The 21,238-nt window shown below is 66.7% G+C and carries 16 protein-coding genes and 1 pseudogene; 3 read left to right on the top strand and 14 right to left on the bottom strand.

What is annotated here, in order from left to right:
- Positions 1 to 20 precede the first annotated feature (20 nt).
- The 7 genes from O8I58_RS08955 to purH form a co-directional block, all read right to left on the bottom strand.
- Positions 21 to 2,126: a TonB-dependent siderophore receptor gene (locus tag O8I58_RS08955; protein WP_298322435.1), complete on the bottom strand. Its 2,106-nt coding sequence runs from the start codon at positions 2,124 to 2,126 to the stop codon at positions 21 to 23.
- Positions 2,127 to 2,509: 383 nt separating this feature from the next.
- Positions 2,510 to 3,559: a YVTN family beta-propeller repeat protein gene (locus tag O8I58_RS08950; protein WP_298322433.1), complete on the bottom strand. Its 1,050-nt coding sequence runs from the start codon at positions 3,557 to 3,559 to the stop codon at positions 2,510 to 2,512.
- Positions 3,556 to 4,197 carry a c-type cytochrome gene (locus tag O8I58_RS08945; RefSeq protein WP_298322431.1) on the bottom strand — a complete coding sequence of 214 codons (642 nt, stop codon included), beginning with the start codon at positions 4,195 to 4,197 and terminating at the stop codon, positions 3,556 to 3,558. Before O8I58_RS08945 ends, O8I58_RS08950 begins: the two co-directional genes overlap by 4 nt.
- A gap of 49 nt (positions 4,198 to 4,246) precedes the next feature.
- Positions 4,247 to 5,719 (bottom strand): quinoprotein dehydrogenase-associated putative ABC transporter substrate-binding protein, encoded by a 1,473-nt coding sequence (locus tag O8I58_RS08940; protein WP_298322429.1) that lies wholly within the window; start codon positions 5,717 to 5,719, stop codon positions 4,247 to 4,249.
- A 262-nt stretch (positions 5,720 to 5,981) separates the two neighbouring features.
- Positions 5,982 to 7,991, bottom strand: coding sequence for a PQQ-dependent dehydrogenase, methanol/ethanol family (locus O8I58_RS08935; RefSeq protein ID WP_298322427.1), 2,010 nt, complete (start codon positions 7,989 to 7,991; stop codon positions 5,982 to 5,984).
- A gap of 375 nt (positions 7,992 to 8,366) precedes the next feature.
- Positions 8,367 to 9,656 carry a phosphoribosylamine--glycine ligase gene (gene purD / locus O8I58_RS08930; protein WP_298322425.1) on the bottom strand — a complete coding sequence of 430 codons (1,290 nt, stop codon included), beginning with the start codon at positions 9,654 to 9,656 and terminating at the stop codon, positions 8,367 to 8,369.
- A gap of 147 nt (positions 9,657 to 9,803) precedes the next feature.
- On the bottom strand, positions 9,804 to 11,390 hold the full coding sequence (gene purH / locus O8I58_RS08925; protein WP_298322423.1) for a bifunctional phosphoribosylaminoimidazolecarboxamide formyltransferase/IMP cyclohydrolase: 1,587 nt from the start codon (positions 11,388 to 11,390) through the stop codon (positions 9,804 to 9,806).
- 81 nt (positions 11,391 to 11,471) lie between these two features.
- On the opposite strand from purH, the gene O8I58_RS08920 reads away from it, so the two are divergent.
- The gene (locus O8I58_RS08920) at positions 11,472 to 12,092 is read left to right on the top strand and encodes a CDP-alcohol phosphatidyltransferase family protein (RefSeq protein WP_298322421.1); all 621 of its coding nucleotides are present in this window, start codon (positions 11,472 to 11,474) and stop codon (positions 12,090 to 12,092) included.
- Positions 12,093 to 12,163: 71 nt separating this feature from the next.
- On the opposite strand, the gene fis is transcribed toward O8I58_RS08920, so the two are convergent.
- The 3 genes from fis to prmA all read right to left on the bottom strand — a co-directional run bounded on the left by fis (position 12,164) and on the right by prmA (position 14,526).
- Positions 12,164 to 12,436: a DNA-binding transcriptional regulator Fis gene (fis, locus tag O8I58_RS08915; RefSeq protein ID WP_093138245.1), complete on the bottom strand. Its 273-nt coding sequence runs from the start codon at positions 12,434 to 12,436 to the stop codon at positions 12,164 to 12,166.
- Between the two features lie 130 nt (positions 12,437 to 12,566).
- Complete coding sequence (locus tag O8I58_RS08910; protein ID WP_298322410.1) at positions 12,567 to 13,049, bottom strand: DUF3426 domain-containing protein; 483 nt, start codon at positions 13,047 to 13,049, stop codon at positions 12,567 to 12,569.
- A 553-nt stretch (positions 13,050 to 13,602) separates the two neighbouring features.
- Positions 13,603 to 14,526, bottom strand: coding sequence for a 50S ribosomal protein L11 methyltransferase (prmA, locus tag O8I58_RS08905; RefSeq protein ID WP_298322407.1), 924 nt, complete (start codon positions 14,524 to 14,526; stop codon positions 13,603 to 13,605).
- Between the two features lie 276 nt (positions 14,527 to 14,802).
- Between prmA and O8I58_RS08900 the strand changes: the two genes are divergently transcribed.
- A complete protein-coding gene (locus O8I58_RS08900) occupies positions 14,803 to 15,747 on the top strand; it encodes a hypothetical protein (RefSeq protein WP_298322405.1) in 945 nt (314 codons plus the stop codon).
- Positions 15,744 to 16,106 (top strand): hypothetical protein, encoded by a 363-nt coding sequence (locus tag O8I58_RS08895; protein ID WP_298322403.1) that lies wholly within the window; start codon positions 15,744 to 15,746, stop codon positions 16,104 to 16,106. Before O8I58_RS08900 ends, O8I58_RS08895 begins: the two co-directional genes overlap by 4 nt.
- A 76-nt stretch (positions 16,107 to 16,182) precedes the next feature.
- Here the strand turns inward: O8I58_RS08895 and accC are convergent, their stop codons facing one another.
- From accC to O8I58_RS08875, 4 genes and pseudogenes are all read right to left on the bottom strand, one after another.
- A complete protein-coding gene (gene accC, locus O8I58_RS08890; RefSeq protein ID WP_298322400.1) occupies positions 16,183 to 17,550 on the bottom strand; it encodes an acetyl-CoA carboxylase biotin carboxylase subunit in 1,368 nt (455 codons plus the stop codon).
- A 9-nt stretch (positions 17,551 to 17,559) separates the two neighbouring features.
- Positions 17,560 to 18,042 carry an acetyl-CoA carboxylase biotin carboxyl carrier protein gene (gene accB / locus O8I58_RS08885; protein ID WP_298322398.1) on the bottom strand — a complete coding sequence of 161 codons (483 nt, stop codon included), beginning with the start codon at positions 18,040 to 18,042 and terminating at the stop codon, positions 17,560 to 17,562.
- Positions 18,043 to 18,296: 254 nt separating this feature from the next.
- Positions 18,297 to 18,926 carry a TlpA disulfide reductase family protein gene (locus tag O8I58_RS08880; protein ID WP_298322396.1) on the bottom strand — a complete coding sequence of 210 codons (630 nt, stop codon included), beginning with the start codon at positions 18,924 to 18,926 and terminating at the stop codon, positions 18,297 to 18,299.
- Positions 18,923 to 21,206: pseudogene (locus O8I58_RS08875) on the bottom strand (protein-disulfide reductase DsbD). Before O8I58_RS08875 ends, O8I58_RS08880 begins: the two are co-directional and overlap by 4 nt.
- Positions 21,207 to 21,238 lie beyond the last annotated feature (32 nt).

Below are 21,238 nucleotides of genomic sequence, written 5' to 3'. Positions count from 1 at the left end.
AGGTCATGCGGCGCGATGGGTCAGAGGTCGAACTTGACGCTGGCCGCGTAGGTGCGTGGCACCCCAAGGCCGGCGTTGGACCAGTAGGCCTTGTCGGTCAGGTTGTCGATGCTCAGGCGGAAGGTCACCGCATGGCCATTGAAGGCGGTGCGATACCCCGCGCCGGCGTTGACCAGGGTGTAGCCCGGGATCTTCAGCGTGTTGGCCGCGTCGTACCAGATGTCGCCGTAGTAGCGTGCGCCCGCGTAGAAGCTCAAACCTTCGACCGTGGCCACGTCGTAGTCGGCGTGGATGACACTGGAAAAGCGGGATGCCCCCGCGACACGATTGCCCTTGTTGGCCGCGTTCGCTGGATCCAGCTTGTCGTATTCGGTATCCAGCCAGGTGACGCCGCCGCCCACGCGCAGGCCGGCGGTCAGCTGCACATTGGTGCTCAGCTCCACGCCGTCATAGCGGGTGATGCCGTTCTGCACCAGGTACTTGCCGGCATCGGTGTAGCGGTCGATCTTGGCGCCCTGTTCCAGGCGGAAAGCGGCGGTGTTGAGATTCCACCCGGCGAAGTCGAGCTTGGCGCCGACTTCGTACTGCTTGCTGATGGTTGGGTCCAGCACCTGCCCGGCATTGGCGTACCCCGCCGATTCACTCACCCGGCCGCCAGCTTCGAGCGATTCGATGTAGCTGGCGTAGAGCGTGACGTGATCGACCGGGTTGTACAGCAGTGCATAGGTCGGCGTGACCGGGTAGGTGTGATAGCTGCCCACCTGTTCGTAGTCGTTGTAGCGCCAGCCGGCCAGCAGCGACCAGCCGGGTGCGAACTGCACCGTATCGCTGAGGAAGACGGCCTTCTGGAACGTGGCGCTGCCGCGGGTCACGTTCTTGGGGACGGTGCTGTAGTGGCTGATCGGCTGCCAGTCATACAGGTTGCCTGTGCCGATGGTGTTCCAGTTGTAAGAGCGGTCCCAGCCCAGGTCACGTTGCCAGGATGCGCCGATGACCAACTGGTGCTGCAGCGGCCCGGTGGCGAACTTGCCCTGCAACAAGGCCTGGCCCTGGCGCGACTCGCTCTTGCCGCCTAGCTCGTAGGCGTTGACCGTGTAGTTGCCGTCGTTGTCGGTGATGTAGTCGAAGATCTTGTTGACGTCGTTGGCATGGCGGGTGACGCCGTAGCTGAAGTTGGCGGTCCAGTTGTCGTTGATCCGCCAGGCCAGGCCAGTGGACAGCAGGTTCATGTCGACGTTGTAGTACGAGCCTGGCACCGAGCGGTTGGCATCGCCGGAGATCGCGCGCGGCACCTTGGTGGCGCCGTTGAAATAGAACGCTGGCGCTTCATCGCTGAGATCGCGCGATTGGTGAATCACGTCCGCGGTCCAGGTCAGCGCATCGCTCAGGCGTGCGTCCAGCGATAGCGACACGGCTTGGCGATCCACCTCGCCGCCGTTGTAGGTCTCGCCCTTCTCGCGATAGGCATTGAGCCGGTAGCCGAACATGTCCTCATTGCCGAAGCGGCCGCCGGCGTCGATCTGGCCGCTGGCGATGCCGCTGGTGCGCCAGCCGGCGCTGACCGACAGCGTGGTGTCGTCGGTGGGCTTCTTGGTGATGTAGTTGGCGATGCCGCCAGGTGCGCCGAAGCCATATAGGAAGCCGCCTGGACCCTTGAGCAGTTGCACTTCCTCCATCACTTCCAGTGGCCATTCGCCGCCCCATGACGACACCTGCAGCCCGTTGACGCGATAGCTGTCATAGCTCAGGCCCAGGCCGCGATTGATGATCGGCGAGCTCCAGCCACTTGCGTAGCTGTTGACCTGGGTGACCACCGAAGGATCGTTGAAGAACACGTCGCCTAGCGACACCGCCTGGCGCTTCTCGATGTCCTCCTTGCCGACCACGCTGATGGCGTAGGGCGTGTCATGCACGCTGCGGTCGCCCAGTGCACCGGTGCCGTTCTCGATGGCCACGCCGGTGACGGTGACGCCGTCCAGTTCGGTGGCTTTCTTCTTGCCATCCGCCTCGTCGTCGGCGGCGTAGGCATGGAAGCTGGTGAGGATCGCGGCGGCCAGCAGGCAGCGGCGCAGCATCTGCGTGCGCACGGCAACGCGCGTACCAGGGGAGGTGGCATGAATGGACATGGGGTTCCTGTTCGCGGATAGCGCAAAGCCACCCGCGATGAAAGCTTGCGGAAGGAAGGGTGGTTTGCTGGTTGCAGCTGCCCAGGGACCGGGCGGCGGTTGCGCGAGAAGCGCGCAGTGCGAACGTGGCTAGGGAGAATTGTTCCCTGTCACCACTGTCACGTCAATGAAGTGTCGGGATTTCATCTGCAACGATTGCGATGCGCAGTGTCGTGCGACGTCGCATTGCTGCCGGTAGGCGACAGCGCGCCCGAAGCCGCGACGCGTGAATCAGCGATGGAGCGGCTGCCGTTGCGGTTCACCGGCGCGGTTCGCGAAGCGGGTCGGTGTGGCGCTGGTGGAAGGCGTGTCCCCGGGTGGATGCCTCCACGCGGGCGAACGGGTCACCGCCCCATCACCACGCCCCAGGGCATTTCACCCACTGCGATCTGCCCGACTTCCTTCATCGTGGCGGTGTCGATCACGCTGACGGTGTTGGAGCGGCCGTTGGCGACATAGAGCTTGCGTCCATCCGGAGTGAGCGATGGATTCCACGGGCGCTGGCCCACGGGGATTTCGGCCAGCAGCTTGCCGGTAGCGCCGTCGCTGACGGTGACGCTGGCGCCGCCGCCATTGGATGCGTAGACCCGGCTACCATCGGCCGAAACCGTGACCCCGGCCGTGCGCAGGCCCGCGCTCACGCTGCGCGTCTTGCGACGTGCCGCCAGGTCGATCACATCCACGACGTTGGCCGACTCCTGCGCCACGTAGGCACTGCGGCCATCGGCCGCGAAGGCGATGTCGCGCGGATGCCCGCTGGTGGCGATGCTCGCGACCGACTTGCCGGCCGCCACGTCGATCACGTCCAGGCTGTCGGAGGCCTCGTTGCTGGTGATGACCTGGGTGCCGTCCAGCGTCCACGCGCAATGCTCGGGCGCCTTGCCCTGCACATCCACGCGACCGGTGACGGTGAAGCTGGCGGTGTCGACGAACATCACCTGGTTCTGCAGTTCCACACACACCGCCACCTGGCTCCCATCTGGTGACAGGCCGACGCCTTCGGCGCCTTCGCCGATATCCAGCGCGCGTGTGACCTTGTCAGCGGCGATGTCCACCAGCAGTAAGCGGTGATGCTCGGCATCGACGACGTAGAGCGTCTTGCCCTCCGGACCCAGCGCAATCTGCTGCAGGCGCTGGCCGAGTTCGCCGCCTGCCGACAAGGTCCGCACGACCCGGTCGGTGCCGGTATCGATGACCGAGATCGAACCGCTCTTCTGGTTGGGAACGTAGGCGGGTACTGCCGACGCAGCATGGGTGGCCAGCCCGGCTGGCGATGGCGTGGATGCGCCAACAGATGCATCCACCGCTGGCGCCTGCCGCTGGCAGCCAGCCAGCAGCGCAAGCGATGCCGCGACGGCAAGCAGGCAGGCCGGCCGATGCAGGGCTGCGCTCATGTGCCGCTGCCGGTTGTGGGTGCAGCTTCGCTTGCGGCGGTCGGGGTTTCGCCCTTGCCTGCATCCGGATTGATCGAGTGGATGAAGGCCATGATCTTGTTGATCTCTTCATCGGTCAGGATCGGCGAGAAGGCCGGCATGATGCCCACCACATTCTCGTGACCCACGCGCTTGAGGCCATGGGTGGTCTGCATGGCCTGCGAGCCGTCCTTGATCAGCGCATGCAGGGTGCTGTCGTCGCTGCCATAGACCCAGATCTTGTTGGTCAACGGCGGGCACATGCCGCCGCCGCCGGTGCCGCCGTGGCAGGCATTGCAGCCGGCAGTGAAGAACAGCTTCTTGCCTTCGGCCACCAGCGCGGGCGTGACTTCGATCGGATCGATGTGCGGGATCGGGATGGGGGCAGCTGGCGGCGCGGTCGCTGCCACCGGCGTGCCGTTGGCGGCGGTCGCCGATGCGTCAGGCGGGGTTGATCCCGTGGCCGGCGTGGCAGCGGACACCGCAGGCGCGGCCGCAGCCGGTGCGGCCGCGGAGGCCGCGGAGGCCGAGCCTGCTTTTTCGCCACAGCCCGACAGGGCCAGGGCCATCAGGGGCACCATCAGCAAAGACTTGAACGGGATGCGTGTTGCATTGGGCATGAGCGCTCCTTCTTGGTCGCGTGCGCAGAATCTGGGTAATGGCAGGGCCTCAGTGGGCGGCCTGCCCCGAAACCAGGGCCAGCAGGGCGGCGTCGCCGGACTGCTGGGCCAGGCTGATGGCGCTCTCGCCCTTCGCATCGCGGTGCTTGGGATCGGCACCGGCATCGATCAGCGCGCGCACCAGTTCCTGGCGATGCGCGGCCACCGCCAGCATCAGCGCGGTGATGCCGGCCTTGTTGGCGTGGTCGACTGGAACCCTGGCCTTGAGCAGGCGCTGGACGGTGCCCGTCTGGTTCTCCACCGCGGCGAACATCAGCGGGGTGAAGCCGGCCGGGTTGACCTGGGCCGGCGGTGCGCCGGCGTCGAGCACCTTGGCCACCAGTGCTTCATCGCCGTTGTGGATGGCCACCGACAGCGGCGTCCAGCCATCGGTGGACACCACGTCGAGCCTGGGCTGCTTGCGCAGCAGCCAGTCGATGGTGTCGGCATCGCCGGTCCACAGCGCGGTCATCAGCGGCGTCCAGCCATCGCCGTCGCGTGCTTCCAGGCCTGCGCCTCCCTTGAGCAGGGCGTCACCGACGGCCAGTTCGCGCAGGCGGATGGCGTGCTGCAGCGGAAGCCGTCCCTGGTCGTCCAGTGCGTCGCCGTTGGCGCCATGGGCCAGCAACCAGCTCACGCGTGCTGGATCGTTGGCGGCGACCGCGGAACCGAGTTCCGCATCGGGCGAGGCACCGGCCTGCACGCGTGCCTGCATCTGCGCCAGCACCTGCGGATCGGACACGGGCTCGTCGCGATATGGCGGAGGTGCGGGGTAGGGGCCGTGCGAGGGAAGATCGCCTGACACCACGCAATCGCTGCAGGCCACCAGGGGCACGTCGTAGTCCTGCAGGATCGCGCGGATGGCATCGCGGTTGTCGGCCAGGGCCGTGTCCAAGCGGTCGCGCAGATCCGTGTTGTCCTTGCTTACTGCAAGCGACATGGAATATTCCAGGACCACATCGCTCATGCGATTGATCGGCACCATGGTCAGCTTGTTGCGCTTGACGTAATAGCCGGCCACCGGGCCCCAGGATTCGACCGCGTCGAGCGCGCCCTTGGCGACCTGTTCGACCAGGCGCGCGGGGTGTTCTTCCGGGTTGCGCGCCGAATCGTAGAACAGGTATTGCACCTCGCCCTTGACGCCGTGGTCGTACAGCGCGCCGCGTGCGGGTGAACTCTGGAACACGCCAATCCTGGCCTGCTTCAACGCCGGATCATCCAGCGAGCTTGGCTTGAGCGGATGCTCGCCACTGCTGACTAGGACATAGGTGGAACGGAAATAGGGTTTGGTGGTCAGCCCCATTTCGTAATCGGATGGCATGTCCATCAATACGTCGCATTTGCCGCTGTTGACGGTGCCGCGCGCCAGGCCGCGTTCGTAGTAGGTGCGCCAGTAGTACTGCACCGGCAGGCCCATGGATTTGCCCAGGAGCTGGGCGATCTTGTTCTGGTAGCCCTCGCCGGCCTGGTTGGACAGCGGCATGTTGCCCGGGTCCGCGCAGATGCGAAGCGCCGGGGCGCCTGGATCGGCTGGCGCGACGGTTGCGGGGAGTGTCGCTGGCGGGGCGGCCGGTGCGGGTCCGGCGGTAGCGCTGGCGGAAGATGAAGGTTGTTGCGAACAGCCACCCAGTGCGAGTGCGCCGGCAGCCAGAATCAACAGGGAAGTACGCATGTGATGCAAAGCCTGAAGCGGTGGGAGGGAGCGGCGACATCCGGTCGCCGCTCCAGGGGTGCCACGGTGCGTGTCAGGACGCCGGGGTGGCGTGCCTGGTCTGTGTCGCGGAGGCCGTCGCCTTCGACGGTGCCTGCGCAGGCACGCCGTCCGCGCCCAGGTGGAACACGTGGACCATGCCGCCGAGCGGGATCTTGTCGAAGCCGTTGGAGAAGGCCAGGCCCGCCGCGCCCAGTGCGCCGAACGGATCGCTGGGGTCCAGGCCACCTGCGATGGGCAGGCCGATCCAGCCGCCGATGCCCGAGTACACGCCCACGTACTGTTCGCTGCCGATCTTGTAGGTGATCGGGTTGCCGATGATGCCGGACGGCAGCTTGACCTCCCACAGCTTCTTGCCGGTTTCCTCGTCAACGGCGCGGAACCAGCCATCGAGCGTGCCGTAGAACACCAGCCCGCCATCGGTCACCAGGGTGCCGCTCCAGGTCGGGAACTTCTCCTCGATGCGCCACTTCTCCTTGCCCGACAGCACATCGAAGGCCTTGATGATGCCCAGCGCGCCCGGCTTGTGCGGCTTCATCGCTACATTGGCGAACACGTACGGCATGCCCTGCATGGTGCGGCCGCGTTCCTGCGGGGTCAGCTCCATGTACCAGTTGTTGGTGCCGCAGAAGAAGATGTTCGGCTGCTTGGGATCGACCGAGCATGGCTGCTGGTCCTTGGTGCCCATCGCCGAGGGCGACGCCGAGACCATCTTGCCGACTTCAAGCGGCGAGTGCGCGGCGACCTTGACCGGGCGACCGGTCTTCATGTCGATGCGTTCGGCCCAGTCCACCGGACCATAGGTATGCGCGCGCAGCAGCGTGCCATCGCGACGGTCCAATACGTAGGCATGGCCGTTGCGGTTGAAGGTGACCAGTGAGGGGACCTGCTTGCCGTCGATATCCATGTCCACCAGGATCGGCTCGTTGATGCCGTCGTAATCCCACTGGTCGAACGGGGTCATCTGGTAGCCCCACACCGCTTCGCCGGTATCGATGTTGCGGGCGAAGATGGTCATGGACCATTTGTTGTCCCAGTCGCCGTTGTTGCACGCTTCCTGCGTGACCGGCTTGGCGCCGCAGCGATAGCTCGGGCTCCACAGGCCCGGATTGCCGGTGCCGATATAGACCAGTCGCAGCTTCGGGTCATAGCTGTACCAGCCCCAGGCTGCGCCGCCACCGCGTTCCCACTCGTTGTCCGGGAAGGTCTTGATGCCCAGGTCGCCGAGCTGGCCGTATTCCGGATGCGCCTTGTTGAAATCCTTGCCCAGGCAGATGTCCTTGTCCGAGCCGGTCGCATGGCAGGTCCACACCGGCTTGCCATCGGCCAGGTTGAACGCCTCGACACGGCCGCGTACGCCGAACTCGTTGCCCGAGATGCCGGAGATGACTTTGCCGTCGGCGATGATCGGCGCCATCGTGATGGTTTCGCCCTTGCCCGGATCGGCGGATTTGAATTTCCACGCTTCCTTGCCGGTCTTGGCATCCAGCGCGATCACGTCGCCGGACAGGCTGTTGAACACGAACTTGCCGTCGGCATACGAGCCGCCGCGGTTGACTGTGTCGCAACAGGCCACGGCCACCGAGCGCTCATCCTGCTGCGGTGTATAGGTCCACAGTTCCTTGGGCTGGCCGGGCTGGGAGACATCGAGCGCATGCACGATGTTGGGATAGGCGCTGACGGTGTACATCACGCCATCCACGACCAGCGGCTGGCCTTCGTGGCCGCGCGTGGCGCCGCTCTTCATTTCCCAGGACATCTTCAGTCCCTTGACGTTGTCCTTGTTGATGTCGGCCAACGGACTATGCCGGGTCAGCGCGAAGTCGCGGCCAATGCCGCCCCAGTTTTCCGGTTTGGCAGCGGTGGCCAGGAACTCTGCGTCCGTGTCGACCGCAGCCGCTGGTGGCGGACTGGCCGCGGGCGCGGCGGCAGGTGCCTGTGCAGTGGAATCGGCACCCTGCTTGTTGCAGGCGCCAAGAGTCAGTGAGAGTGCCGCGAGGAAGATCGGCGCGGCGATTCGGGAAGCGCTTGAAAGCGTGGACATACACCCCTCCGGTGATATGTGGACCAGCTGTCGTCATGCATTGTCGCGATGACGTGGGGGCGAGCCTAGACCCATCAAACCGGCGTTGCCAACATAGTCGGGGGGAGTATGGGGGCGGGCTTGGGCCGTAATTGGGAAAACCCTTTATTTCAGCGTTTTCCTGAAATTTTTGACGCGCCGCGGCGTAGCGATAATGCTGCACTGCAAAGCGTGAAGCGCGCAAATTCCATGTGCGCCGGGCACGCAATGACGGCGTGGATGCGCCAACGGGCGGGAGGGGCTGCGTGTCGTCCGGCGTGTTTTTCCATGCCGAAAAACACAACGCGCCCGAAGGCGCGTTGTTCTACACAGCGGTCGCGTGCGCGTCGTTGCGATTCAATGGCCTTGTTCGCGCGCGATTGCACGCCAGCCGATGTCGCGTCGATGGAAGGCGTGCTCCCAGCTGATCGCATCGACGCCGGCATAGGCTGCGTGCTGCGCGGCGGACACGGTGTCGCCCAGCGCCGCCACACACAGCACGCGACCGCCGGCACTGACCACGTGGCCGGCTTCGTCCAGCGCGGTGCCTGCGTGGAAGACCTTGGCCGTGTCGGGCACCGTCTCCAGGCCGCGGATCACCTCGCCGGTGATCGGGTTTTCCGGATACGGCGCCGCGGCGATCACCACGCCCAGCGACGGACGCGGGTCCCACTGTGCCTCGGTCACATCGAGCTTGCCGTCGATGGCCGCTTCGACCAGCTCGACCAGGTCCGACTGCAGGCGCAGCATCACCGGTTGGGTTTCCGGATCGCCGAAGCGCACGTTGAATTCGATCACCTTGGGCGCGCCGTCGGCATCGATCATCAGGCCCGCATAAAGGAAGCCGGTGAACGGCACGCCGTCGGCGATCATGCCCTGCACGGTCGGGTTGACGACTTCGCGCATCACGCGGGCGTGGACCTCGGGCGTGACCACCGGCGCGGGCGAATACGCGCCCATGCCACCAGTGTTGGGGCCGGTGTCGCCGTCGCCCACGCGCTTGTGGTCCTGGCTGGTGGCCATCGGCAGTGCGGTCACGCCGTCGACCATCGAGATGAAGCTGGCTTCCTCGCCATCGAGGAATTCCTCGATCACCACGCGCGCGCCGGCATCGCCGAAGGCATTACCCGAAAGCATGTCGCGCACCGCGGCCTCGGCTTCGTCCAGCGTCATCGCCACGATCACGCCCTTGCCGGCGGCCAGGCCATCGGCCTTGACCACGATCGGTGCGCCTTTGTCGCGGATGTAGGCCAGCGCGGCATCGACCTCGGTGTGCACTTCGTAGAAAGCCGTCGGGATGCCGTGGCGCGCGAGGAAATCCTTGGCGAAAGCCTTGCTGCCTTCCAGCTGCGCGGCCTTGGCGGTCGGCCCGAAGATGCGCAGGCCTGCGGCGCGGAACGCATCGACCACGCCCAGCACCAGCGGCACTTCAGGCCCGACCACGGTCAGGCCGACGGCTTCGTCCTGCGCCAGCTTCAGCAGCCCGGCGATGTCGGTGACCTTGACCGGCACGTTGCGGCAGTTCGCCTCGGTCGCGGTGCCGGCGTTGCCGGGTGCAACCAGCACTTCGGTCACGCGAGGCGACTGGGCGAGCTTCCAGGCCAGGGCGTGTTCGCGGCCGCCGGCACCGATGACGAGGATTTTCATGAAAGGCATCTCCAGATGCGTCGTTCCCGCGCAAGCGGGAATCCAGTGCCTTTGCTGTCGTTGGACGAAGCGCGGCGGTGAAGTTGCTACAAGATCAAAGTCGCTGGGTTCCCGCGTTCGCGGGAATGACGGCGAAAGAAGCGAGCTTCAGTGACGGAAATGGCGCACGCCGGTGAACACCATCGCGATGCCATGTTCATCGGCCGCGGCGATCACCTCGTTGTCACGCATCGAACCACCCGGCTGGATCACCGCGGTGATGCCGGCTTCGGCGGCGGCATCCAGGCCGTCTCGGAACGGGAAGAACGCATCGGAGGCCATCACCGAGCCCGGCACCTGCAGGTGAGCGTCGGTGGCCTTGATGCCGGCGATGCGCGCCGAATACACGCGGCTCATCTGGCCGGCGCCGACACCGATGGTGCGGCTGTCCTTGGCGTAGACGATCGCGTTGGACTTGACGAACTTGGCCACCTTCCAGGCGAACAGCAGGTCGGCGAACTGCGCCTCGGTCGGCGCGACCTTGGTGACGACTTTCAGTTCATCGCGGGTGACCACGCGATCATCGGCGGTCTGCATCAACAGGCCCGATCCGATCCGCTTGGTGTCGATGAAGTTCTTCGATACCGGCGCCAGCGGAATGCGCAGCACGCGCACGTTGGCCTTCTTGGTCGCGTATTCCAGCGCGCCCGGCTCGTAGTCCGGGGCGATCAGCACTTCGACGAACTGGCGGTCCAGGATGACCTTGGCCGTGGCCGCATCCAGCGTGCGGTTGAACGCCAGGATGCCGCCAAAGGCGCTGGTCGGGTCGGTCGCGTAAGCCAGCTCATACGCATCGCCGCAGGCCACGCCGACAGCCACGCCGCAGGGATTGGCGTGTTTGACGATGACACAGGCCGGCGCGTCGAACTGGCGCACGCATTCCCACGCCGCATCGCTATCGGCGATGTTGTTGTAGCTCAGCTCCTTGCCTTGCAGTTGCTCGAAGGTCGCCAGTGAGCCCGGCGCCGGATACAGATCGCGATAGAACGCGGCCTGCTGATGCGGGTTCTCGCCGTAGCGCAGGTCCATCACTTTGACGAAGCTGCCGTTGGCCTGCGCCGCGAAGGCACTGCGCTCGGGCACGGCCTTGGAGGTGTCGGTCACGGCCGACAGGTAATTGCTGATCGCTGCGTCGTACTGGGCGACGCGGTTGAACGCGGCCACCGACAGCGCGAAACGCTTGGCAGCCGAGAGCTGGCCATCGTGGGCGTCGAGTTCGGCCAGCAGCTCGGCGTACTGGTCGGGCGAGGTGGCGACGGCGACGCGGGCGAAGTTCTTGGCCGCGCTGCGCAGCATCGCCGGGCCACCGATGTCGATGTTCTCGACCGCGTCTTCCAGCGTGCAATCGGCCTTGGCGGTGACCGCTTCGAACGGATACAGGTTCAGCACCAGCAGGTCGATCGGGGCGATGCCGTGTTCGGCCATCACCGTATCGTCGGTGCCGGCGCGACCGAGCAGGCCGCCGTGCACCAGCGGGTGCAGGGTCTTGACCCGGCCATCCATCATTTCCGGAAAGCCGGTGAGCTCGGACACGTCCTTGACCGGCAGGCCCGCGTCGCGGATCGCCTTGGCGGTGCCGCCGGTGGAGAGCAGTTCGACGTTGCGGGCGTCCAGGGCACGGGCCAGATCGATCAGACCGGTCTTGTCGGAAACGGACAGCAAGGCCCGGCGGACGGGCAGGAAATCGGAGGACATGGGATGGCAGATTGGGAAGCGGCGCGGGGCGGTATTGTAGGGCCCCACGCCCGGGACACGGGCCTTGACGGGGGCACAAGGATGTCGATCTACGCGCTGAAAGGCCGGTTCCAGGACTTGCTGCGGCCCGGTGTGCGAGGGCTGTACCGGATCGGGGTGACCGCCAACATGGTGACGTTGGCGGCGGCGCTGGTGTCGCTGGTCGTGGCGGGGTGGGTGTTCTGGCAGGCGCCGGCGGCGCCTGGCTGGTATGTGCTGCTGCCGGTCTGGATGCTGCTGCGGATGGCGCTGAACGCGGTCGACGGGATGCTGGCGCGCGAGTTTGGCCAGCAGTCCAGGCCCGGTGCGTATTACAACGAACTGAGTGATGTGATCGCCGACGCGGCGCTGTACCTGAGCCTGCTGTCGGTGGCCGGCGTGCAGGCGTGGCTGCCGTGGACGCTGGCCTGGCTGGCGGCGCTGACCGAATACGCCGGCGTGCTCGGCTTGATGGTCGGCGCCAGCAGGCGCTACGACGGGCCGATGGGCAAGAGCGACCGGGCCTTCGTCGTCGGTGTGCTCGGCATCGCGCTGGCCTGCGGCTGGGCTGGTGCGGGCGTGGTCGATTGCGTGGTCGCGCTGATGGCGTTGCTGTGCGCGCTGACCGTGTTTAATCGCGTGCGCCTTGGCCTGCGCGAAGCGGAGTCATCAACGCACGCATGACGTATCGCGTCGGCGCGTTCGCTGGCGCCACCCGCCGGGATTCCGCGCGATGCGGCGTCGACAGGCCTGACTCAGGCCAGTCCGTAGTCCTTGAGCTTCTTGCGCAGGGTGGCGCGATGGATGCCCAGCAGCGCCGCGGCGCGGCTCTGGTTGCCTTCGCAGTGGTTCAACACCTCGACGAACAGCGGGATCTCCATTTCACGCAGGACGATCTCGTACACGTCATCGGCATCGCAGCCATTGAGGTCGCGCAGATAACGACGCACGGACTGCGCGACGTGTTCGCGCAGCGGCGACTTGGGTGTGCCACGACTGGCGTCCTGGCGGGTCGAAGCTGCGTTCAAGGCGTCCCCGGAATGGTGCGGCGAATAATGCCCGACCGATGATCGACGCGCGGGGCGGATCGTGGCGGGGGGAGGGAGTCTAGCGCGTGACCGTCACGCGCGCATCCTCCAAGATCCAGATCTGTCGCGTTCAGCGGAACTCGAAAGCGAATGCCACCACGCCGTCTTGGGGTTCACGGACCTGCACGCGCATCTGTCCGCTCTGTCCCGGTGCCAGCGTCGCCTGCAGCTGTGTCGGGTCCAGGTAGTCGCCTGGCAGCAGCACGCGCGCGCCGACCACGCGTCCGTCGGCATCGGACAGCGACAGCGCCACGGCCGGCCAGCGCTGCGGCCAGTGCGCATCGTTGCGGAAGGTGGCACGGACCTGCAGCACGCCGGGCGCACCTGGGACCGGCTTCACATCACGGGCCAGCATCGTATAAGCCTGCGGCTGGTGCCAGGCTGGCAAGGTGCAGCGCAGGACCTCGCAGGTGCGTTCAAGCACCGGGCGCCACAATGCGTCCTGCGCCAGCCGTCCCCGGTCGGCGATCAGCATCTGGATGCCCAGCGCTCCGGTGAGGACGGCCAGCGCCGCCCATTGCCATGCCGGCACGCGATGCGATGCGTGTTGCACGTCTGGTCCGGGTGAAGCTGGGGCCGGCATCGGGCGTGATCGCGGCGAACACGACTTCGCTGGCATCAGTATCAGCATCCAGGTCTGCTGGATGCGCTTGACCGGGCGCGGGCTCAGAAGAAGTAGGCGTGTCCGGCGCGTCATGTCCTGTTTCGACCGGGACGGCGGGCGTATCGGTCACGGTGATGTCTTGCGATGTCCGCAGCGGATGCTCTGGCTCGGCGGAGGGGACATCGGGTGTGGAAGCAGGTTGATGCACAAGCGCCCCGTCAGGTGTCGTGGGTGTGTCCAGCGGACCGGGGGAAGCCGCAGGAAGGTCGAGGGATCGGGATGCCGGCGCCGGGTTGAGCGACAGCGTCGGCGGATCAGGACGCAGGAAGCTGGCCAGGCTGGCGCCGCGCGACGTCTCGACATTGACCGGTGCGCTGCAGTGGGGGCAGCGCGCAGGCAGTAACCCGGTGGCCGGGTCGGTCGACAGCGGATGAAGGCAACGCGGGCAATCGGGCATCGCCTTATTCAAGCATGGCCGCCCGATGCCGGAACAGGGGATCGATCAGGAGGCGCGGCGGGTGCCGTCGATCCGCATCCAGTCGTCCTGCTGGGTTGCTACCAGGTCGTCGAACCATGCGGCGTAACGCGCGAGCAGTTCGCCTTCCTGGCCATGCAGGATGCCGCTCAGGGCAATCCGGCCACCCGGCGCGACGCGCGCGGCCAGGGTATCGGCCAGCGCATCCAGGGCCGAAGCCAGGATGTTGGCCACGACCACCGGATAGGTCTGCACCGGTTCGTCGGCCGGCAGGAACACCTGCAGACGCGCTTCCACGCCATTGCGCTGTGCGTTGTCGTGGGTGGCCAGGAGCGCCTGCGGATCGTTGTCCACGCCGATCGCCTGGGCAGCGCCCAGCTTCAGCGCGGCCAGCGCCAGGATGCCGGAGCCGCAGCCGAAATCCAGCACCGACTGGCTTTCCAGCAGGCCATCGCTGGCCAGCGTGTCCAGCCAGGCTAGGCACAGTGCGGTGGTCGGATGGGTACCCGAACCGAACGCCAGGCCCGGGTCCAGCCGTACCACGGCCGCGTCGGCGGATTGGGCCTCGGCTGGCAATTCTTGGTTCCAGGGCACGATGAAGGTGCGGGCGCCGAACTGCATCGGCGTGAACTGGTCGATCCAGGCGCGTTCCCAGTCCTGGTCTTCCACCATGCGGAACGAAGCCTGGGTCCAGTCCAGCCCTTCGTCGAACGCTTCCAGCGCGGCCAGCAGCACCAGCGCGTCGGCATCGTCGGGAAACAGCGCGGTCAGCACCAGCGCATGCCAGAGCGGCGTTTCGCCGACGCCCGGTTCCAGGATGGCGCGCTCGTTGCTGGTTTCGGCATCGGCGTCGACCAGGGTCACCGCCAGCGCGCCGATGTCTTCCAGCGCATTTTCGTAACGCGGCTGCTGGGCTTCACTGCAGGGGACGGACAATTCAAGGAAAGGCATGGCGCGCTCGGGGTGGAGTCCGCGAAAATTCGCGGGGCATCGGGGCGCGCCACCTTACTCAAAGCCTTGCCCTGCCGCTACCGCGGTGCCTGATTGGCCGAGGCCCGCATGGTGGATGTGGGCCGGTATCTGTCCGCGCCGGCCGGCTCCCGCTTCCCGTTGGCGAACCTGGGCCGGCGTTGGCAGCAGGCCCGGTGGCGATGGATTAGACTCGCGTCGTTGCGTGGCGCCAGATGTCATCGACCGCCATGAACCTCCTCTGCCGACGACGTCTTCATGCCGCTGCTCCGCGCCCGACATCTCTGGCTGTTTGCGCCCGCCCTGCTGTTGGCTGCGGCGTGGTGCGTCCGCGATGGGGCTGGCCTGACCGCGCGCGATGTCCACATGACGGGCGAACCACGGGCGCTTGGCGGACAGGGCGCTCCTGCGCCGGCGGCTGTTGTCGCACAGAGACGCGAGCGTTCCGCGGCCATCGTTCCGCTGCAGGCCTCGCGCCAGGATCACGACTTCGATGGGCAGCCGGATCTCTACCGCTACGCGTTGCAGCTGAAATCGGCCGCTGACGGCGGCGACGCCCAGGCCAGCTGGCGACTCAGCCGTGTCTATGACTATTGCGCCGGCTATGCCGTGGACCCCGCCGGTTACCAGGCCGATGACCGGCTGGTCGCCCAGGGTGCATCGGCCGGCGTGCAGGCGATGCTTGCCGCGCGCGGCCGCGTCGCCCAGCGCTGTGCCGGGTTTTCCTCCACCGATGGACTGGGCGCGCAGGCGGTCACGCTGCAGCGCCTGCGTGCGGCTGAAGCGGGCAGCCTGGCAGCCGAGGCCGCGTTGCTCGCACAGGGCAAGCCGCTGGACGAATCGCCGGACTATCGCCGCGAGCTGGTGCAGCGGGTGCTGGTCTCGCGTGATCCGGAAGCCTATCTGGCGCTGTCCGCGGCGATGGGGGCGGTGGCCAGTGGCGACGAGGCATATCGCGGCTATGTCGCGGGTACCCAGATCAGCCAGCTGGCCTGGCAGCTGGCCGCATGCAAGCTTGGCCTGGACTGCGGTGCACGCAGCCCATTGATGACGAGCTATTGCGCCAATGGGGGCATCTGTTCTCAGGACAGCTCGCAGGATTTCGCTAACTTCGTACTCGACGCCGCGGTCCCGCGGCAGGGTGCGGGAACACTCGATGACATGGTGAGCACGTTGGTCAACGGCTCGGGAGGAAGTACATGAAATACCGTCGCTGGATGCAGGGTGCCAAGTTCTGGCTTGGGGCGCTGCTGTTTGTCGCGTATTCGGCCCTGGCCGTGGGCATCGTCATTGTCGATGCGCGGGATGCCAACCTGCGCAATCTCTCCAAGGTCCAGCTGACCACGGTCGCCAGCAGCGAAGGCAAGCGCACGGCGGGTGCCGCGGAAGTGGCGGCGATCTACCGCGCGCGCAGCGGCATGCCGTTCTCGACCCTGCCGGCCGGTGCGACCTTCCAGATCGTCTGGCCCGATGGCTCGACCGAAACCCTGCAGATCGTCGACCCCACCTCGTCGGTGGGTATCCAGCCGGTGCATGGCACGCAGGTGGTCGTTCCGAAGTAGTCCGCCAGCGCGAATCGCGGGCAATAAAAAAGGCGGGGTCTCCCCCGCCTTTTTTTGCGCCTTCGCCTGCCGCTGGTCAGGTCAGCGAAATGGCCTTGGTCTTGCGTTCGGCCAGGCGCTTTTCCAGGTAGTGGATGTTCTGGCCGCCGGCCTGGAAACCCTTGTCGCGCATGATCCGCTGCTGCAGCGGCACGTTGGTCTTGATGCCTTCGACCACCGTCTCGTTCAACGCCACCTGCATGCGCGCGATCGCGGTGTCGCGGTCCGGGCCGTGCACGATCAGCTTGCCGATCATCGAGTCGTAGTTCGGCGGCACGCGATAGCCCTCGTAGATGTGGGTATCGACGCGCACGCCGGGGCCGCCCGGCGGATGGAAATGCTGGATCAGGCCCGGATGCGGCATGAAGGTTTCTGGGTCCTCGGCATTGATGCGGCATTCGATGGCGTGGCCATTGAGCACCACGTCGCTCTGCTTGATCGACAGCTTCCGGCCAGCAGCGATCTTCAGCTGCTCGCAGACCAGGTCGATGCCGGTCACCAGCTCGGTGACCGGATGCTCCACCTGGATGCGGGTGTTCATTTCGATGAAGTAGAAGCGGCCGTCCTCGTACAGGAACTCGAACGTGCCCGCGCCGCGGTAGCCGATGCGCAGGCAGGCTTCCACGCAGACCTTGCCGATCTCGTTGCGCTGCTCGGCGGTGATGCCCGGTGCTGGCGCTTCTTCCACCACTTTCTGGTGGCGGCGCTGCATGGAGCAATCGCGTTCGCCCAGGTGGATCGCGCCACCCTGGCCGTCGGCGAGCACCTGGATTTCCACGTGGCGTGGGTTTTCCAGGTACTTCTCCATGTAGACCTCGCCATTGCCGAAGGCGGCTTTGGCCTCGGCCTTGGTGGTTTCGATGGACGACTTCAGCGCGCCTTCGGCGTGCACCACGCGCATGCCACGACCGCCGCCGCCGCCGGAGGCCTTGATGATGACGGGGTAGCCGATTTCGCGGGCAATCTTGGTGTTGGCGACGATGTCATCGCCCAGCGGGCCGCCCGAGCCGGGCACGCACGGCACGCCGGCGGACTTCATCGCGCGGATGGCTTCGACCTTGTCGCCCATCAGGCGGATGGTGTCGGCCTTGGGTCCGATGAAGATGAAGCCGGACTCCTCCACGCGCTCGGCGAAGTCGGCGTTCTCGGACAGGAAGCCGTAGCCGGGATGGATGGCCTGGGCGTCGGTGACCTCGGCCGCGGCGATCAGCGCCGGGATGTTGAGGTAGCTCTCGCTGGACGGCGCCGGGCCGATGCAAACCGACTCGTCGGCCATGGCCACGTGCTTGAGGTTGCGGTCGACGGTGGAGTGCACCGCGACCGTGCGGATGCCGAGCGTGTGACACGCGCGCAGGATGCGCAGCGCGATTTCACCCCGGTTGGCGATGACGACTTTATCGAGCATGGGCGCGCCTTAGCCGATGACGAACAGCGGCTGGTCGAATTCGACCGGCTGGCCGGTTTCGCCCAGGATCGCGACCACCGTGCCGGAGGCATCGGCCTCGATCGGGTTGAACATCTTCATCGCTTCGATGATCGCCAGGGTCTCGCCGGCCTTGACCTGCTGGCCGACGGTGACGAATACCGGCTTGTCCGGCGAGGGCGAGGCGTAGAACGTGCCGACCATTGGCGAGCGGACCACGTGGCCTTCCGGCAGGGCGTTGCCCGGCTTGGAGGTGCCGCCAGTGGAGGCTTCGGTGGGCGAGCTCATCGGCATCGGGCGGGCTTCAGCCGGTGCGGCGGCCGGTGCCGGGGCATAGGCCAGCGGCGCCGGGGCGTAGCTGCCCTTGGGCGTGCGGGCCAGGCGGACGGATTCCTCGCCTTCCTTGATCTCGATTTCGGCGAGATTGGATTCTTCCAGCAGGTCGATGAGCTTCTTGATCTTGCGCAGGTCCATGGAGGCCTCTGTGGTTATGCGGTTGGTACGAAGGAGGAGGTGGCGGCAGGCCCGGCAATGGCCATGTCGCAGAACAGCGGCGTCGTGCGACGTCAGCCTTGGTGCATGGGTCTTGCGAAGGGGCGCATGCGCGGCAGAACGGGCATCAAGTGGAGGTAACGGTGCGGCAGGTTGACCATCGGGCGCTCCACGACGAAGGCGGCAGTCTGGAGGAAGCAGGCAATGCTGTCCAGTTCGCCGAACTTAAGCGTGATTTAATCGTTCGTTTGAATTTTGCCGGGTGCGGTCGGTGATGTTGCGACCCAGCGATCGATGTCGCCTTGTGCAAACGGGCCAACGTGCTGCTTGAGCACCCGGCCGTCCGCGCCAACCAGCACGCTGTAGGGCAGCACGCCGGCGCGATTGCCCAGCCAGACGCTGGCATCAGCCGGGCCGGGCGTCTCCAGCAGCAGCGGATAACGCACCGGCACCTGCTGGATGAAGCTGCGTACGCCTTCGCGCGTATCCAGCGCCAAGCCGACCACCTGTACGCCATGGTCGCCCTGGTTGGCGGCGAAGCGATCCAGCTCCGGCATTTCCTGGATGCAGGGGCCGCACCAGCTGGCCCAGATGTTCACCAGCAGCGGCCGGCCTTTGGCCAGTGCTGCCAGATCGACGACGTTGCCGTCCAGATCGGGGAGCCGGATCACCGGCATCGGGTCGCCGGGCCTGGCGGGCGCCACCCCGGTCGGCGGACTCGGCGCCCTGGCGTTCAAGGCCGCCTGCAGTGCCTGCTGGCCGGTGTTGGTCCGGCGCCATCCGCCCTGCGACCAGAGGCCGGCGCCGACGCCCAGCACGCCGGCCGCCAGGGCGACCAACAGCAGCCGGGTGCCGCCGGATGTCATTGGGCGGCGGCGCGCCGCAGGGCGTCATTGACGATCTGTGGGGTCAGGATCGTTGGCAGCACTTCGCCATCGCCGCCGTTCCTGGGGAACACGACATACAACGGCACGCCGACCGCCTTGTACTGGGTCAGGAAGGCGGTGATCGTCGGATCGACATTGGTCCAGTCGCCGCGCATCAGGATCGCGTTGGTGTTGCGCAGGGCTGTGCGGAACTCGTCGCGATCCAGCACGGCCTGTTCGTTGGCCTTGCACGACACGCACCAGTCGGCCCCCATGTCCACGAACACCACCTGGCCCTGTTTGCGGAGCTCCGCCAGGCGTTGTGGCGAATAGGGTTCGCTGCCGTCGGCGGATGCCGTGTTGCTGGTCGCGCTTGGCGGCGGCAGGCGGTGCAGCAGCACCAGCGGCAACACCGACAGCAGCAACACGGCCACGGCAAGCGTGCGGCGCAGCGGTGCTGTCTGGAAGCGCACCCGCTGGAAGGCCCACAGTCCCAGCGCCAAGACCACCAGCCCGGCCAGGGCCAGCGCTACCGCGTCGATGCCGCGCTGCTTGCCCAGCACCCACAGCATCCACACCGCAGTCAGGTACATCGGGAAGGCCAGGACCCTGCTTCAGCGTCTCCATCCAGGCGCCGGGGCGGGGCAGGCGCGAGGCCAGCGCCGGCACGAAGCCGATCAGCAGGAACGGCAGGGCCATGCCGATGCCCAGGAGTGCGAACACCGCCAGCGCCACCGGCAGTGGCGCGGCGAAGGCGAACGCCAGTGCGGTCCCCATGAACGGCGCCGTGCACGGACTGGCGACCACGACCGCCAGCACGCCGGTGAAGAAGTCGCCGCCCAGTCCGTTGCGTTCGGTCAGCCCACGGCCGGCGCCGGCCAGGCCGTAGCCAACTGCGAACACGCCGGACAGGCTCAGGCCCACGGCGAACATCACGTACACGAGTACGGCGATCACCAGCGGCTGCTGCAACTGGAAGCCCCAGCCCAGCGCCTGGCCGGTCGCACGCAGGCCCAGTGCAATGCCGCCGATCACCAGGAAACTCAGTAGTACGCCCGCTGCATACGACAACGCACTGGCGCGCGCGCGTCCTGCGCCGCGGCCACCTTCGGCCAGCGACAGCGCTTTGAGCGACAGCACCGGCAGCACGCACGGCATCACGTTGAGGATCAGGCCGCCCAGCAACGCCGCCAGCATGGCCAGCAGCCATGTCGAAGCGCCGCTGCCCTGGACGCGTGCCAGTACCTCCGGTGGTGGCGTCGAGCGCGGGACCTCTGCTGGTGCGGTGGCTGGCGCGGCGGCATCGCCTTCGAGCGGGACCGGCGTGGCCGCCTGCGCTGTTTCGGTGGCGCGCTCGGCATCGGGCGTGACCGTGCCGGTTGGCAGTGACAGCGCGACTTCGCGGGTCATCGGCGGATAGCAGATGCCATCGGTCTGGCAGCCCTGGAAGGTCACCTGTAGCGTGGCCTTGGCTGCATCGACGCGATCGCGCAGGACCGGTACCGGCACCTCGACCTGGTCGAAATACACGGTGACCTCGCCGAAATGCTCGTCGCGGTGGGCGCTGCCGTCCGGCCACCTGGCATTACCCAGCGATAGGCCATCTGCACCGGTCAGCGCCATATGGGTCCGGTCGCGATACAGGTAATACCCCTTGGCCGGGGTGAAGCGCAGCAGCAACTGGTTGCCATTGTCGGTGATCGCCTCGAACCGGAAGGCTTCTTCCTGCGGCAGCGGCGCCTGGTCGGTCGCCCCGGCTGCCGTCTTGCCGAACAGTGGCAGGCCGCCGGTCGCGGCAGGAAGGCCAAGGCCGCCAGCGGCCGCACCCGAAGCTGGTGTGTTCGTCGAGGCCGGCTTGAACGCGACCTGCAGGGTCCGGCTTTGCGGCGGATAGCAGACACCGGCGTCCGCGCAGCCCTGGTAGCGCACCTTCAGCGTGACGTTGCCCGCGCTGGCACTCTGTCCAGGCAGCAGTGCATCCAGGCGCCCGCGGTAGGTCTCCACCGGGCCGAAGTATTCGTCGGTGTGCTTGTTGCCATCGGGCATCTGCAGCGCGCCGGCCTGGAAGCCGGCGCCTTCGGCGGTTACTGCCGTCCGGTGCCGGTACAGGTAGTAGCCGTCGGCGATTTTCCAGTGCAGGGCGATGCCCTGGTCGGTGGCCTCCGCCGACAGGCTGAAGGCCTGGTCGACGGGAAGCAGGCTGGATTCATCGACCGCTGCGGCAGGCAGGGCGAGGGCGGACAGGGCCAGCAGCGTGGCCAGACGACGGAACAGGGACATGTCGCGAAGCTTAGCGGAGCGGCGGGGCGTTG

The sequence above is a fragment of the Pseudoxanthomonas sp. genome, from assembly GCF_027498035.1.
GTDB lineage: Bacteria > Pseudomonadota > Gammaproteobacteria > Xanthomonadales > Xanthomonadaceae > Pseudoxanthomonas_A.
This window is presented reverse-complemented; position numbering and strand designations above follow the sequence as displayed.